We start from the raw sequence: 14,583 nt of genomic DNA on the forward strand, positions 1-14,583 counted from the left end.
CTCCAAGTTATTGGCAATTCAATAACTTTCTGATTGGATGCGAGCTCTCATGCTTTGCTGCATAAAATGCTGCAAGCATCCCCTACAGATCAATGTCTAGAAAAATCCTTTACTTGCAAAGCCGCGGGGATAGCTTCTCATTCCGCGTTGCCCCATCCTGATGAGTTTCAGGCGATGACTGGCAAGCGAGAGTTTACCAAAACTCTTGAAACAGCGGATAAAAGTGTTGCTATTCCGAGAATACTCATGCTTGCGGTTGAGCTATAACAACCGGTTGGCAGTTGAAATCAACCTGTTCAAAAACAAAAGCGAGATAAAAGCGGGGGGGCTTCAGTGCTGGTAGGTAGTCTTGGCTTATAGATGTTTGTCGGCAGGCAGACTGCTTTTCTCTGCATCGTGTTTCGCCGCGTCGAAAAAGTCCTGTGGAACTTTGAAAGGGAGGTCAGTCTATCGATCGTTCGCGGTGCTGCTCGCCGGCAGTTCCGGTCCAGGAGGTGTGAGTGGCATGAGGCGACGCGCTGCGATCGGCGCGCTGCTGGGCGGGGCCATTGATGCGGCGAAGATTGTACGCGGTATTGATCAAACCCACGTGGGAAAACGCTTGGGGGAAGTTTCCCAGCTGGCGTCGGTGACGGGGGTGGTATTCCTCGGCAAGAAGTCCGAGGTCGTTGCGTAGAGACAGGAGGCGCTCGAAAAGAACTGCCGCGTCGTGACCGCGGTCAATCATTGTATAGGCATCAGCAAGCCAGAAGCTGCAAACGAGAAAAGTTCCTTCCTCGCCGGCGAGCCCGTCTTTGGTTTCGCCAACGCGATAGCGCAGCACGAGTCCATCTTCCATCAGGTCGCGTTCAATGGCTTCTACCGTTCCCCGAAAGCGGGGATCGTCCGGTGGCAGAAATCCTACTTCCGCCATCAGCAGCAGGGAGGCATCCAGCCCCACGCCGTCGTAATGCTGCACGAATGTGTTCCGTTCCTTATCGTAGCCGCGCGCCAGCACTTCCCGATGAATTTCGTCGCGGAGCGTGCGCCATTTCCCCACAGGACCAGGGAAGCCGAATTGCTCCACAGCCTTTACGGCTCGATCAAACGCGACCCAAGCCATCATTTTCGAATAGACGAAGTGCTTGGCCCCACCGCGCACCTCCCAGATGCCTTGGTCTGGCCCACGCCAAAGACTCTCCAGTCGGGAAAGAAGCGCTTGCTGGAACCGCCAGGCTTCCTGATGCGGCCCGAGTTGCGACTTGCGGGCAGTATAAAGTGTGTCCATCAGTTCGCCAAACACGTCTACCTGAATCTGGTCATGTGCGCCGTTGCCGATGCGCACGGGGAGGCTGTTCTCGTAACCCGGCAGCCAGGGCAGTTCGATTTCAGTCAGACGGCGTTCACCCTCGATCCCATACATAATCTGCATCTGATCAAGGGCGCCCGCGGCAGCTCGGAGCATCCATTCCCTGAATGCCCCGGCCTCGTCGAAGCGTCCTGCATTCATGAATGCATATAACGTGAGGGTGGCGTCGCGGATCCAGCAGTAGCGGTAATCCCAGTTTCGGACTCCGCCGAGCTCTTCGGGGAGAGAGGTCGTAAGTGCTGCGACGATGCCTCCGCTTGGCTGGTAGGAGAGCGCCTTGAGCGTAACGAGCGAGCGCTCGACTGCATCGTTCCATCCGGGTTCCTCGAACTCCGAGAGCTGGCAGATACGGGTCCATTCCCGCCACCAGGCGAGCGTGTGCTCGAGTCTCTTCCTGGCGTCGTCAATGAAGTGGGGCTCCCGATGTAGGGGATGATAGGCGAGCGTGAAGGGGATAACATCGCCTTCTCCCACCTCGAACTCGGCAACGGTGCGCATGTCCTCGCCGCGAAGGGTGACAGGAGTTGCCAATTCCACCGCATCCGGGCCGGCAACGGCATGGATGCCATAGTCGCGGCGGCGTACCCAGGGAATGGTCTTGCCGTAGCCGAAGCGCAGGGCCAAATCCATCCGCATCGCCACCTTGCCTGACACCCCCTGCACAAGGCGAACGACGTCGACTCTCTCGGGATCATTGGAAAGCGGCATGAAATCCACGAGCGTCACGATGCCACCCTCTGTCTCGAAGGTGGTTTCTAGGATCGGCGCATGGGGCAGATAGCGCCGGCTAGGCCGGTTGCTCTCGCCAGCCGGGGAAATCTGCCAGTAACCATGCTTGGATGTCCCCAGCAGTGCGGCAAAGCATGCGTCGGAATCGAACCGTGGAAGGCAAAGCCAATCCATCGAGCCATCACGGGCGACGAGTGCTCCGCTCAGCATGTTGCCAATGAATCCGTATTCCTCGATCGGTTTGCTCATCCCGCGCCACGGAATGCCGGATAGGTGGACATTGCACCATCGACGAACATTGTCGCTCCGTTCATGTAATCCGACAGATCCGAAGCAAGCCACAGCACAGCCTGCGCAATATCGTCAGGTTCACCGATACGCTTGTACGGAATAAGATCGAGCAGGTTTTTCATCGCCTCTTCTGTCTCCCATGCAGAGCGATTGATGGGAGTACGGATGGCGCCGGGAGCCACCGCGTTGACGCGGATTTTCTGAGGGGCAAACTCCTGGGCGAGCGAACGCATGAGCAGATCCACGCCTCCTTTGGATGCTGCATAGTTAGCCTCGAATGCCCAGGGAATCTCCTGATGCACGGAACTCATGCATATGATCTTGCCGCTTGCCCGTGACACGTCGGGTTGCGCGCCCCGTCGCAGGAATTCGCGGATAGCTTCGCGGGAGCAGAGAAATATTCCCGTGAGATTCACATCGATCACCTTCTGCCACTGGGAGAGCGTCATCTCCTGGAATTTCGCACTGCTCTCGATTCCGGCGTTGTTCACCAGGATATGGAGGGTGCCGAAGCGTGCAACCGTCTCCGCGAACATTGCCGCGACCTGAGCCTCGTTGCTCACATCGGCGGCATAGGCAAAAGCGTCCCCACCGACGTCTTTTATTTCTCGGCATACCTCGGCTGCCTCGTTGCTGGCCTCACGAAGATGATTGATTACCACCTTCACGCCCACGCGACCCAGCGCGAGAGCGCAAGCGCGGCCTATGCCTGAAGACGCACCGGTTAGCAGGGCGATTTGTCCAGAAAGGCCGAACGTATCCTTGCTGATCGCGCGCTGTTTTGTGTTCATTGGAATTCTTTTCCCTGATCCTCAATAGCTACCCTGTTGATCGAAGAATTGAACCGGTACAAAGCGCCTGCCTTGATATGCTCCCGCCGCTTCCCGCTTGAGGCGGGTCGACGAGTCGAAGCGCCGGGAGCGGCTCATGAACCACCAAACAACTTATCCCGGACTCTCGAAGCAGCTTCGATTCCTAAAGCTTTCCGGGTGTCTCAGACGACGATTACAGACAGAGGTCCTGTGAATCTTGTAATTCGGGGGGCGTTGATTTCAAAGTAGCACGCCTTCACAAGAGCGTCAAACTCGAACCCAGGCAGAAGAAAGAATTGAATTGGGTTTGTTTCTTTGAAGGAGGAGTTGATTCACTCAGCAAAACTCGGGGATTCGACCCGTACATCTTCTTTCGGATTGACTTCATGGCAAATCCGGGCAACATAGGTATGATATATCCAGCCGCAATTCCCGTTTCCTGTTTACAGGGCCAACAGTACCGAAACAGGCGTAACGCGCGTTGTGGTGAGAAACCCGCGAGTACATGAAATACTCCGCTTTTTAGCCATTATCATTTGCTCAGGAAAATAAATGACAAACCAGCTTACCCCGGAAAATATTCTTAAAACCGGTATGGCCTTCTGGCCGGCAAAGACCCTGCTTTCTGCGGTCGAGTTGGATGTGTTCACTCGATTGGCGCAAGGTTCACTGAGTTTGGATGCCCTGGCCGAACAGGCAGGACTGCATCCACGCGGCGCGCGTGACTTCCTTGATGCCCTTGTAGCGTTAGGCTTTCTGAAACGCGAAGGTGAACGTTACAGCAATACGTCCGAAACCGATCTGTTTCTCGACCGCAACAAGCCATCGTACATTGGCGGCATTCTGGAGATGGCGAATCGCCGCCTCTATCCGATCTGGAGCAATCTTACCGAGGCGCTCCAGACTGGCAAACCGCAGAACGAAATCAGGACGGGGGAGGCCGATCTCTTCGAGAAGCTTTATGCCGATCCTGTCGGATTGAAAGAATTTCTTGCCGCCATGACTGGAGTGAGCCGCGCGGCGAACATGACTATTGCACGCGCCTTTCCGTGGCAGGGCTATCATACGTTCGTTGATGTCGGCACGGCACAGGGGGACCTCGCTGTGCAGATTGCTCTTGCCAATCCTCATTTGCGCGGGATGGGTTACGACCGCCCGGAGGTAGGTCCGATTTTCGAGCAGTACGCTCAAGCTGCGAACGTGGCTGATCGAGTTTCTTTCGTGCCTGGTAATTTCTTCGAGGAAGACCTGCCTAGGGCAGACGTGGTGCTGATGGGCCATATCCTGCATGACTGGGACCTCTCTACAAAAAAAATGCTTACCCAGAAGGCATTCGATGCGCTCCCGGCAGGCGGCGCTTTCGTCGTGTATGAGTCTCTCATAGACGATGACCGGTCACTGAACGCGTTCGGCCTGATGATGAGCCTGAACATGCTGATAGAAACACCGGGAGGTTTCGATTTCACCGGCGCGGATTGCATGGGATGGATGAAAGAGGCAGGTTTTTCCAATACTCGCGTGGAACCCCTTGTTGGTGCGGATTCCATGGTGGTCGGCATCAAATAAACGTCCTTCCGCCCTCATTCCGCCAGTCTCGCCCATATTCGGAAATCATGAAAATCCAGGTCTTTGCACTACTGGCCGTTCCGTTACTCCATGCCTGTGCAGGCACTCCTGAATACACGCAAAGTTCGATGAAATTGAGGGATGGAGCTACCCATTATTTCATTAAAACCCGCATGGGACCCTGTGCCAACAGCCGGGATTGGGCAACTCGAACGTTGACGAAGGGCGCCAATGAAATTTGCAAGAATGGCTACGTGCTCATTGATCAGCAAACACCCATCATCCTCGACCCGATGCGCGCTCTAGATAAGGATGGGGAGCTTTTGTGGCAAATCAGGTGCAACGATACGGAAAAGTCTCAATCCTGACTCTTTTTTCCTACTCGGGATTCTCTTCGTCGCCCGTCCAGGCTTTCGTCGGCACAACCTTCCCATGGTTCGCGCGCAGCCCGCGAAAGAACTCCTCTACAAAGGGAATGACCTCGAACAGTAGCGCAACCGTCATGATGGAAATTATGTAAATTACTGGTAGCTGCTCTTCCTTCCAGGAGAAGTCGAACCGCGGTGTTTCGGGTCCGAACCCGAAAAGTGCCTGGAATTGCCCCCAGTGACGGGAGATCAAGAGCAGGATTGCCATGAGTGGAATCATCTCCTGGAAGCTGTGCACGTGCTGCTCAATGGGTGAGACCCTGCGTACCTTTACCGCGTAGCTCACATCCCAAAGCGCGGTGATCTCATGGAGGAAAAAGGCGGCAATCATGAAGGCGATAATGCCGGCGTTTACCTGAAGGAAGATGGCGGCAAGCAACGGCAGGCCCATCTCGGCGAGCATGATGAGATGGAAGACAGACTCCTTTGCCCCGCTGGTTGTTTCGATATGAGACACACGATGGCACAGCCAATCCGCGAATCCGGCCGCCAGCCAAAGTGGCAGAATAAAGTACATCAGGATGAGAACAACAGGATCATTCAGCATGTATCCTCCCCAGGAACTCCTTGCCCTTATTCTCCGATGCTTGCTGGAGGGGCCTTACGTAGTTTTTCATAAAAGTGCGTGTTTGACTGTCAGGGAAAAGGACTGTCACCATGTCGTAGCGGATGCTCACGACCTTGCCTTTGCCCACTTTCTCGACCTCAACCTCATCCCCCACAGTCACCTCCTTCTCGGGGGGCGATTTATCGGTGCCAAGGGCCATCTGCCCCGTTTTATCCTGTCTTTGAACAGGGTACGCTGAAAGCTCGTTCTCCGGCGGATTGATACAGTTATCGCAGTGGCCGCAATGGTTCCACTCGACTTCCTCGTCAAAGTACTCCAGCAGCACCTTCCAGCGGCAAAAACCGCTCTGGGCATAAAATACCATGCGTTCCAGAGCCTCCCGCTCATGCTCCGCTTTCCTGTGCGTATCTTCCGCGAGTCTGGCCAGGTCTTCCGCTTTCACATCCTTTTTGTGCAGGCGATAGTCCAGCGCCTTGTCCCGCATGAGTATGCCGTGTTCTTCCAACAGTCTAAGCATCACCTGCAGTCTGCGAACCGAAAATTTGTCGATTTTCTCTTGCAGCTGCTCGACCCTGATTGCCGGCGAGCCGGACGATAAGTCTTGCACCGCTTTGTACACTTCGCGCAAGTCCTCCTGGTCGGGGTGATGCCGCGCCAGAAAAAATTGCTGAATGCGCTTATCCTGCGCGTCGTAAAGCAGCGTGCATTCGGCCGTTTTGCCGTCCCGGCCGGCGCGGCCCGACTCCTGGTAGTATGCTTCGAGTGTGCCAGGCATCTGGAAGTGCACCACGAAGCGGATATCGGGTTTGTCGATTCCCATGCCAAAAGCATTCGTTGCAACCATGATCCTGCTTTTGCCTTCCATGAAGGTTTCCTGGTTTTCTGTACGCGTTTTGCGCGGCAGGCGGCCGTGGTAGAGTGCGATGCCATCAATCGTTCCGGCGAGTGTTGCAGCGAGCTCTTCCACTGCTTTCACCGTGGCTGTATAAATGATTCCGCTTCCCTGGCTTTTCTGAATCAAATCTTGCAGCTTCTCCAGCTTTTCTTCCGGATTCGTAACCTGTACGACTGAATAATTCAGGTTGGGCCGGTAGATGCCGGTGTTGACCACATGTATGGAATTACGCCCGAGTTGTTGCGCAATATCCTCGATGACCTCAGGTGTAGCAGTGGCTGTCAGCGCGAGTACCGTTGGCTTTCCCAATGCCTTGATCGCGTCTCCCAGTCCCAGATAAGCCGGACGGAAGTCGTGCCCCCATTGGGAAATACAGTGCGCCTCATCAATGACGAATAGATTTATCGGGATGGCCTGCAGCTCGGCGATGAAATCCGGATGGGACACCCGTTCAGGCGTCACAAATACGACATCGCTATCTGCATTGCGAATATTCTCCAGCGCTTCCGACTCCTGTTCTGCATTCAGCATGCTGTTGACTTGTGCCGCGTCAACCCCGATCTCTTCAAGCTTCTCGGCCTGGTCTTTCATCAGTGAAATCAGGGGGGAAACGACAATCGCCGTGCCCGGCAGATTGAGTGCAGGCAACTGGTAACACAGGGACTTACCGCCCCCGGTGGGCATCACGGCAAGCGTGTCCCGCCCGTTCAAGACACTTTCGATGACCTCTCTCTGGCCGGGACGCAGGTGTGCTAGGCCAAATATCTGATGCAGGCTTTCCTCCAGATCATCCTGATCCGGTCCCTCCTTATCAGCATCAGGACTTTCCATATCGTGAATTTTGGTTGTCATTGCTCTGTTCGCATTTTCTTCCGGTTGAACTCAGTTGCTGCGCTTTATGCATCTGCAGATGATGAAGAAAAATGGGGAGTGGTTCCGTGCGGCGCCTAATATATAATCTCAGCGATGTGCTTTTAATAATGATATGGATGCCCGCTTCGCTTATTTACCGGAAGCTGGGCAGACAATTGTTTGATCCCCGGCTCCTTCCAGCTCTATTCAGGTTTATCGCGAGCCAAAACCCAAATCCAGCATTGCGGGACTCTCGATATGAAACGCTATACCATCGAACAATTCATGGCGACGACCTCAATAATGGGGGCGTCGTTCAGCGCGGATGAGGAGCGCATCCTGTTCAGCAGTAATGAATCGGGTATTTTCAATGCCTACACGCTGCCAGTGACGGGTGGTACGGCAGAGCCGTTGACCTGCTCCCCCATCGATACCACGTTTTCGGTCAGCTTCTTTCCGCACGATGATCGGGTACTGATTACACGGGATTATCATGGCGATGAAAATTATCATTTGTTCCTGCTCGCTCCCGACGGCGAGGAAGAAGATCTGACTCCGGGAGAAAAGCTCAAGGCGCAATTCATGGGCTGGAGCCCCGATGGACATGCTTTTTACGTCGCTACCAACGAGCGCGATGCCAGATTCTTCGATGTATACCGTTATGATGCCGAGACTTTTGCGCGAACCTTGCTGTACAAGAATCACCAGGGGTTCGATCTTGGCCCCATCAGCCGCGATGAGCGCTGGATTGCGCTGAACCGGTCGCATACTGCATCCGACAGTGACATTTACCTGCTCGATGTCGAAAAACAGGAAGTAAGGCATCTCACGCCGCACGAAGGCTCCATCAGTTTCCATGCTGAGACCTTCGATTCCGCTTCGCGCAAGCTCTTCTTTCTTACCACAGAGGGAAGCGAATTCAAGCATTTGCGTACCTATGATCTCACCTCAGGGGTCGTCTGCGACCACGAGAGCGCTGAGTGGGACGTGATGTACACCTATTTTTCATACGATGGCCGATTCCGGGTAACTGGCATCAACGCAGATGGAAGTATCGTCGTTCGTGTTGCCGAAATTGAAGATGGAGAGAGGGAGAAACCTGTAAAACTGCCGGCGCTGCCCCAAGGAGAAATCCGCGGTGTGGTCTTTTCGCAGAGCAGCACGCGTATGGCCTTCTACGTAAATGGCGATCGCTCTCCCGATAATCTGTTCGTGCACGATTTCAATACCGGGCAGTTCTGTCAGCTCACGCAGAGCCTGAACAAGGAGATCGATCCATCAGATCTGGTGGAGGCGGAAGTGGTGCGGTTCCGCTCCTTCGATGGAATGATGATTCCCTCCATCTATTACAAGCCCCATGAAGCATCGGGCACCAGCAAGGTGCCTGCGATCGTGTACGTTCATGGAGGACCCGGCGGACAGACCATGCGGGGTTATAGCGCCCAGATTCAGTACCTCGTGAACCACGGATATGCTGTGCTGGGCATCAATAACCGGGGCAGCTCCGGCTACGGTAAAACCTTCTTTACCGCGGCCAACCGCAAGCACGGACGGGAGCCCTTGTGGGATTGTGTGGAAGCGAAGACCTTTCTGGCCAGCCTCGGTTACATCGACCGTGAGCGCATCGGTATCATGGGCGCGAGCTATGGCGGTTACATGACACTTGCAGCCCTCGCGTTCCGGCCTGAAGCTTTCAAGGTAGGGGTGGACATTTTCGGCGTCAGCAACTGGCTGCGTACCCTGGAGAGCATTCCTGTTTACTGGGAGTCCGTCCGCAAAGCCATTTATGATGAAATTGGAGATCCGGTGGCGGACATCGATTTTCTTGTTGCGACTTCCCCCCTGTTCCACGCCAGGGAAATACGAAAGCCTTTATTGGTCATTCAGGGAGCCAATGATCCACGTGTGGTCAAGGCCGAGAGCGATGAAATGGTGGAGGCGGTCAGAAAGCATGGTATTCCGGTGGAGTATATTGTTTTCCCTGATGAAGGCCATAGTTTTACCAAGAAAAAGAACCAGATCGAGGCCAATCGCCGAATACTGGAGTTTCTGGACAAGTATCTGAAAGGTGATGGAACAAGACTGTAAGCCGGCTGGAAAAGTAGGACAACGTCCTTCCTCCAGCCGTCCGGTATCACCGGTGTAGGGCGGGCTGGGTCCGCTGCTTGCTCCCACCGTAATGTAGTACATGGGATAGAGAATAGCTTCGCCCGTCAGGACGATCTTCATCGCCGTCGCGGGGCAGCCTCCTCTCCAAAAAACTCGCGTATCAGGAAATCCTCCAGACCCTTGCTGTCTTCCGGCCGGGCGGAGAGGACGACCACCCGGTCGAGGCGATAGGATTCCCAGTTGAAATCCCCTTTGTGGTATTGCCGAATCAACTCGATCATTTTTTGAACGATGGCCCGTTGAATATCGCCACCGGGCCCGGCATCGACTTCCACCAACTCCCGGCGGGGAACGCTGCTATCCTTCTTCCAGGCACGAAACAGAAACTGTGCCGTTCGCGGCCCCATCCTGATGATCTGGAATATCCCGCTTGCGCCAGGCTCCTTGAGGTTGCGCATCACGTTAGCCATGCGCAGTTCTTCTTCGGAAGGCTCGCGCTCGACCGCCTCAGGTTCAGCGGGTTCATCCTCGAAAATTCCGCCTGCCCGCCGCCGCTCCCGCGCCTCATTCATATATGCCAGCAGGTCTTTTGGGCGTTCAGTCTCTGGAGAAGCCTGTGGAACAGTTTTCTGAACCGGCGTGCGCTCCTTGCTGCCCTCACGGTTTTCCATTGCTTTTTCCCGTTTGGGTTTCAGCGGCTTGGTTCCTCCTTCTCCCAGCCGCGGTTGAGGCCGAGGCTTAGGAGGAGGTTTGGGCGCAGGAGGGGCCTTGGGACTGGGTGGCGCAGCCGGCGCCACCTTCTGTTCGGGTATTTCTTCAGCCAGTTCCACGAAGCTGGCCTCGATTGCTGGAGGCCCCTTGATCTCCACCTCGGGCGCGGTGAGAAAGAACCCGAACGCCCAGATGATGATCACCCAGAGGACAGACGCCAGCGGCAGGGGCCACCAGATGCGGATTTCCCTCGATCCGGACTTGAGCATGTGTTCGGAATTACTCGTGTTTGACGGCGATCAAAAAGTGCTGTGCGCCCGCACTACGAGCACGCAGCATCGCCTGCACGACAATCCCTTGCGGTGCGTCGCTGTCTGCCGATACCACCACTTTCTGTTCGGAATCGCGCAGCAGTGGTTTGAGAGTGTCACCCAGGGTCTCCAGGGTCACGGGCGTGCGGTTAACAAAGATTTTACTGTCACTCGTCAAGGTCAATGTAACTGGCGTTTTGGCGGTGAGTTTCTCGGCCTCGCCTTGCGGCAGATTCACCTGCAGCGAATCGAGATTCTGCATCGATAATGACGATAGCATGAATGTGGCAAGCAGGAAAAACATCACGTCGATCATTGGGATGATTTCGATGCGCCCCCTGCGGTATTCCCTGGGTTTACGCCGCTTCATGACCGCTCTCCTCCTGATCCAGGCGAATATGATCGATGAGGCGCGTGCCCAGTCGTTCCATCTCATCCATCGTTTGGGATTGAAGGCGAGAGAAGTAATTGAAGCCGAAGAGTGCAATCAGCGCAATCAGGAGGCCAACGACGGTGGCGATAAGCGCTTCGGCTACTCCTCCCGTCACAGCCGTGGGGTTGACTACCCCTTCGCCACCGATGACCTGGAAAGCGCGCATCATGCCGATAACGGTTCCGACAAGCCCGAGCAGAGGCGCTGCGGTGACGATCGTTTCCAATACCCACAACCGGCGTCCCAGCGATGTCTCGATTAACTGGGCTTCGTCTGCCGCGCGCGACTCCGTCCACCAGGACGGATGGTGTCTGTTACTGATCACAACCTCGAAGAAGCGCTTGTAGTAGTGGCCATCATCCAATCCGGAGAGTATTTTTTCCAGATCGGCCCATGCAAAGCCGTAAGTCTCAACCAGATTCAGCAGGTCGTGAGACAGGCGGGCAAACTTCCAATAGATGAACGCCTTTTCAAGCATGATCGCCAATGCGATCACCGCCAGCAATGACAGCGGCACAACGGTAAAGCCGCCGAGTTTCAGCGCGGTCCAGGTTGCATTCAGTTCCTGCATGTTTATCTCCGAGCGGGGACGATAAGTCCCATGTTGATTAAATTGTCGACAACTGTCTCTTCAGGCCTTGCAATTTCCTGCAGCTGGGGAGGACGCTCTCCATCCACCAGGTGCATGTTTATGATGCGGTGAGAGCGGTGGGGCGCGGTGCAAGAAGACGCGCTTTCCTTTTCCACGAATAGGGGAAATTTACAGATCAGGCTGCTTCCATTCTGTCGCTTTCGGTCTGTGGAAAGTTTCGATCAAACACTCCAGCCTAATTTTCATCCTGCCACCCTGTAAAATCTTACAGCTATTCATCCGGCCCGTTTTAGGGTTTCATAGCTCTGTTTTTTCCGAGTTTTTCCGAGTCGAATCGTTCTTGCAAAAGAGCATCAGGTTTTTCCGTAATGATATCCCTAAACCAAAACTACACAGGGAGTGTTGCGTGCGCTTCTGAGAACGCTCGCGATATGACCCGTCTTGCCACTGTGGAGAATGTCCGTACCCCGATTGCAGAAATTCTCGATCAGAGCCTGAACGAAATTTATCTGCTGAATGCTCATACACTGCATTTCGAGTATGCCAGCCGGGGAGCCCGGCACAATCTTGGTTACAGCATGGATTCGCTGCAAAAGATGACGCTGCTGGAAGTCGAACGCGAGTTCGACGAGACATCGTTCCGGACTTTGATTGATCCACTCATGAAGGGTGAGAAAGAAATCCTGGTTTTCGAGGCGACCCATCTGCGTGCGGACGGTACGCATTACCCGGTCGAGGTTCACCTGGAGTTGTCCACCCGGCCTGAGCAAGTGCAATTTCTTGCAATGGTGTTCGATCTCAGCGCGCGCCGCCGCGCAGAGGCCAAGTTGCGTGCAAATGAGGCGCGATTCCGGACAATGGTGAATACCATCCCGCAGCTTGCATGGATAGGGGAGACGGATGGATCCAGGTCCTGGTACAACCAGCGCTGGTACGACTATACCGGAACCACTCCCGAAGAGATGATGGGCTGGGGCTGGCAAAAGGTTCATGATCCCGAACTGCTGCCGGAGGTAATAAAACGTTGGAGCGAGGCTACTGCTGCAGAGCAGCCGCTCGATATGGAAATTCCACTGCGTGGTGCGGATGGGGAGCTTCGGGTATTTCTGACCCGTGCCGAGCCGTTAAGAAACGAGGAAGGTCAGGTTGTGCAGTGGTTCGGGACCAATACCGACGTCCACGATCAGAGACTCCGGGAAGAGGCGCAGCGTGAGACAGAAAAGCGGCTTCAGGTGGTGATGGAGCATATGACCGAGGGGCTTCTCATCTCCGATTTCAATCGTAATCTTCTCCGCTGGAATCCCGCCGCTTTGCGAATGCATGAGATCGAGAATGCGGAAGAGGTTTTTGGCAGTCTTCATAGTTTTGCCCGGATCTATGAGTTATCGACACTCGAGGGCAATGTCGTGCCTATAGATCAATGGCCCTTGACGCGCATTCTCCGGGGCGAGCACCTGCATGATCTGGAGCTGCGCATCCGGCGGCTGGATAAAGAGTGGTTGAGAATCTTCAGTTATTCCGGAACGGTTTTGCGCTACGAGAACAGTAAAGGGCTGGCTTTTCTTACCATTAAGGATGTCACCGAGCGCAAACAGGCTGAGGAAGCCTTGCGTGATGCGAAGGTTAATCTTGAATACAAGGTGAATGAGCGTACCGCCCAGCTTCTTGCCAAGAGCAAGGAACTGGAAAATTTCTGTTATTCGGTATCGCATGATCTGAGAGCGCCCCTGCGCGGTATAGCCGGGTACAGCCGGTTGCTGCTGGAAAACTACTACGAACGCCTCGACGAGGAAGGTCGCAGTTTTCTGACAAATGTCCGTTCAGCCACCAAGCATATGACGGATTTAATCGAAGATCTGCTCTCCTACTCAAAACTTGAGCGGCGAAAACTGTCTTCGATGGTCATCAGGCTTCCCGCTTTCGTATCGAAGGTGTTGGCCCAGTTCGGGGATAATCTGCAAAACGTACGCCTCACTGTCAGTGTGGATGATTTCCACGTTCGCGCTGATCCCGATGGCCTTGCAATCGCTCTACGCAACCTGGTCGATAACGCCATCAAGTTCTCCATACATACCCCGGAGCCTACCATCGAAATCCGCGCCTGGACTTCGGATAGCAATTGCATCCTTTGCGTGCGCGACAACGGCATTGGATTTGATATGCGTTTTTACGACAAAATTTTTGAGATATTCCAGCGCTTGCAACGGGCCGAGGAATATCCGGGGACGGGCATCGGGCTTGCAATGGTGCAAAAAGCTATGGAGCGTATGGGAGGACGGGTGTGGGCGGAAAGCCAGGTAGGCGCCGGGGCTGTCTTTTACCTGCAACTGCCACTGTCTGACCCTACGCCATTCGAGCAGTTACAAGAACAGGACTTATAGGGGTGTGTTTTCATGAACACTGCGTTGCCGATTCTGCTTATTGAAGACAACCCGATGGATGTCGATCTCACACGGCGTGCTTTTGTGCGGCACAACCTGACCAATCCACTCGAAGTGCTGCGGGATGGTCAGGAAGCGATCGATTTTTTTTCGAGCTGGAGAACGAGCGATCTCCCGCCTTCGGTTGTACTGCTAGACCTCAAACTACCCAAAGTAAACGGACTGGAAGTCCTGCGAACCATACGGGAGCATTCCTTGCTTGGAACTGTTCCGGTCGTGGTGCTTACGTCTTCCTCCGAAGATGTCGATGTTCATGAAGCCTATCTGCTCGGTGCGAACTCCTACATCGTAAAGCCGGTGGACTTCGAAAAATTCATTGATGTGGCCCGGCAGATCGAGCTCTACTGGACTGTTCTTAATACCCATTGTTCCGCAAGGATTAGAGGTTTCTGAATGAGTTTCATGCAGGATGCGAGATCGGGCAGGACTCGGGCAATACCCCGGAGGGTGCGAGGATACGATAGGAAACCGAAGTTCTCGAGGGCCTTTTCCGGCCT

General features: G+C 54.6%; 12 protein-coding genes. 5 read left to right on the forward strand and 7 right to left on the reverse strand.

Annotation, left to right across the window (positions count from 1 at the left end):
- Positions 1 to 442 precede the first annotated feature (442 nt).
- Positions 443 to 2,326: a glycoside hydrolase family 15 protein gene (locus BMW46_RS00090; RefSeq protein ID WP_074703674.1), complete on the reverse strand. Its 1,884-nt coding sequence runs from the start codon at positions 2,324 to 2,326 to the stop codon at positions 443 to 445.
- The gene (locus BMW46_RS00095; protein ID WP_074703675.1) at positions 2,323 to 3,159 is read right to left on the reverse strand and encodes a glucose 1-dehydrogenase; all 837 of its coding nucleotides are present in this window, start codon (positions 3,157 to 3,159) and stop codon (positions 2,323 to 2,325) included. The genes BMW46_RS00090 and BMW46_RS00095 overlap by 4 nt, the downstream gene beginning before the upstream one ends.
- 573 nt (positions 3,160 to 3,732) lie before the next feature.
- On the opposite strand from BMW46_RS00095, the gene BMW46_RS00100 reads away from it, so the two are divergent.
- Entirely contained in the window at positions 3,733 to 4,746 is a 1,014-nt protein-coding gene (locus tag BMW46_RS00100) for a methyltransferase (RefSeq protein WP_074703676.1), read from the forward strand.
- 47 nt (positions 4,747 to 4,793) lie between these two features.
- The gene (locus BMW46_RS00105; RefSeq protein WP_074703677.1) at positions 4,794 to 5,114 is read left to right on the forward strand and encodes a hypothetical protein; all 321 of its coding nucleotides are present in this window, start codon (positions 4,794 to 4,796) and stop codon (positions 5,112 to 5,114) included.
- Between the two features lie 10 nt (positions 5,115 to 5,124).
- Here the strand turns inward: BMW46_RS00105 and BMW46_RS00110 are convergent, their stop codons facing one another.
- Positions 5,125 to 5,721, reverse strand: a complete 597-nt coding sequence (locus BMW46_RS00110; protein ID WP_074703678.1) for a diguanylate cyclase — start codon at positions 5,719 to 5,721, stop codon at positions 5,125 to 5,127.
- Positions 5,711 to 7,489: a RecQ family ATP-dependent DNA helicase gene (locus BMW46_RS00115; RefSeq protein WP_074703679.1), complete on the reverse strand. Its 1,779-nt coding sequence runs from the start codon at positions 7,487 to 7,489 to the stop codon at positions 5,711 to 5,713. Before BMW46_RS00115 ends, BMW46_RS00110 begins: the two co-directional genes overlap by 11 nt.
- 258 nt (positions 7,490 to 7,747) lie before the next feature.
- Here BMW46_RS00115 and BMW46_RS00120 point away from each other — a divergent pair, with 258 nt between their 5' ends.
- Positions 7,748 to 9,577, forward strand: a complete 1,830-nt coding sequence (locus BMW46_RS00120; protein WP_074703680.1) for an alpha/beta hydrolase family protein — start codon at positions 7,748 to 7,750, stop codon at positions 9,575 to 9,577.
- Positions 9,578 to 9,714: 137 nt separating this feature from the next.
- Here BMW46_RS00120 and BMW46_RS00125 read toward each other — a convergent pair whose 3' ends face one another.
- Genes BMW46_RS00125 through BMW46_RS00135 form a run of 3 tightly spaced genes read right to left on the reverse strand, consistent with a single transcriptional unit; the run spans position 9,715 to position 11,624 of the window.
- Positions 9,715 to 10,578 (reverse strand): hypothetical protein, encoded by an 864-nt coding sequence (locus tag BMW46_RS00125; protein WP_074703681.1) that lies wholly within the window; start codon positions 10,576 to 10,578, stop codon positions 9,715 to 9,717.
- Positions 10,579 to 10,588: 10 nt separating this feature from the next.
- A complete protein-coding gene (locus BMW46_RS00130; protein ID WP_074703682.1) occupies positions 10,589 to 10,990 on the reverse strand; it encodes an ExbD/TolR family protein in 402 nt (133 codons plus the stop codon).
- A complete protein-coding gene (locus tag BMW46_RS00135; RefSeq protein WP_074703683.1) occupies positions 10,977 to 11,624 on the reverse strand; it encodes a MotA/TolQ/ExbB proton channel family protein in 648 nt (215 codons plus the stop codon). Before BMW46_RS00135 ends, BMW46_RS00130 begins: the two co-directional genes overlap by 14 nt.
- A 452-nt stretch (positions 11,625 to 12,076) precedes the next feature.
- On the opposite strand from BMW46_RS00135, the gene BMW46_RS00140 reads away from it, so the two are divergent.
- Both BMW46_RS00140 and BMW46_RS00145 read left to right on the forward strand, forming a co-directional pair.
- The gene (locus BMW46_RS00140; RefSeq protein ID WP_256376890.1) at positions 12,077 to 14,026 is read left to right on the forward strand and encodes a PAS domain-containing sensor histidine kinase; all 1,950 of its coding nucleotides are present in this window, start codon (positions 12,077 to 12,079) and stop codon (positions 14,024 to 14,026) included.
- A gap of 12 nt (positions 14,027 to 14,038) precedes the next feature.
- Complete coding sequence (locus BMW46_RS00145; protein WP_074703685.1) at positions 14,039 to 14,479, forward strand: response regulator; 441 nt, start codon at positions 14,039 to 14,041, stop codon at positions 14,477 to 14,479.
- The last annotated feature ends 104 nt before the right edge of the window (positions 14,480 to 14,583 follow it).

Source organism: Nitrosospira multiformis, from assembly GCF_900111585.1.
In the GTDB taxonomy this organism is placed as follows: Bacteria; Pseudomonadota; Gammaproteobacteria; order Burkholderiales; family Nitrosomonadaceae; genus Nitrosospira; species Nitrosospira multiformis_B.

What these genes read in the sequence shown, in the direction of transcription:
- BMW46_RS00090 (WP_074703674.1), bottom strand. Translation starts at nt 2,326, where the DNA reads ATGAGCAAACCGATCGAGGAATACGGATTCATTGGCAACATGCTGAGC.
- BMW46_RS00095 (WP_074703675.1), bottom strand. Translation starts at nt 3,159, where the DNA reads ATGAACACAAAACAGCGCGCGATCAGCAAGGATACGTTCGGCCTTTCT.
- BMW46_RS00100 (WP_074703676.1), top strand. Translation starts at nt 3,733, where the DNA reads ATGACAAACCAGCTTACCCCGGAAAATATTCTTAAAACCGGTATGGCC.
- BMW46_RS00105 (WP_074703677.1), top strand. Translation starts at nt 4,794, where the DNA reads ATGAAAATCCAGGTCTTTGCACTACTGGCCGTTCCGTTACTCCATGCC.
- BMW46_RS00110 (WP_074703678.1), bottom strand. Translation starts at nt 5,721, where the DNA reads ATGCTGAATGATCCTGTTGTTCTCATCCTGATGTACTTTATTCTGCCA.
- BMW46_RS00115 (WP_074703679.1), bottom strand. Translation starts at nt 7,489, where the DNA reads ATGACAACCAAAATTCACGATATGGAAAGTCCTGATGCTGATAAGGAG.
- BMW46_RS00120 (WP_074703680.1), top strand. Translation starts at nt 7,748, where the DNA reads ATGAAACGCTATACCATCGAACAATTCATGGCGACGACCTCAATAATG.
- BMW46_RS00125 (WP_074703681.1), bottom strand. Translation starts at nt 10,578, where the DNA reads ATGCTCAAGTCCGGATCGAGGGAAATCCGCATCTGGTGGCCCCTGCCG.
- BMW46_RS00130 (WP_074703682.1), bottom strand. Translation starts at nt 10,990, where the DNA reads ATGAAGCGGCGTAAACCCAGGGAATACCGCAGGGGGCGCATCGAAATC.
- BMW46_RS00135 (WP_074703683.1), bottom strand. Translation starts at nt 11,624, where the DNA reads ATGCAGGAACTGAATGCAACCTGGACCGCGCTGAAACTCGGCGGCTTT.
- BMW46_RS00140 (WP_256376890.1), top strand. Translation starts at nt 12,077, where the DNA reads ATGACCCGTCTTGCCACTGTGGAGAATGTCCGTACCCCGATTGCAGAA.
- BMW46_RS00145 (WP_074703685.1), top strand. Translation starts at nt 14,039, where the DNA reads ATGAACACTGCGTTGCCGATTCTGCTTATTGAAGACAACCCGATGGAT.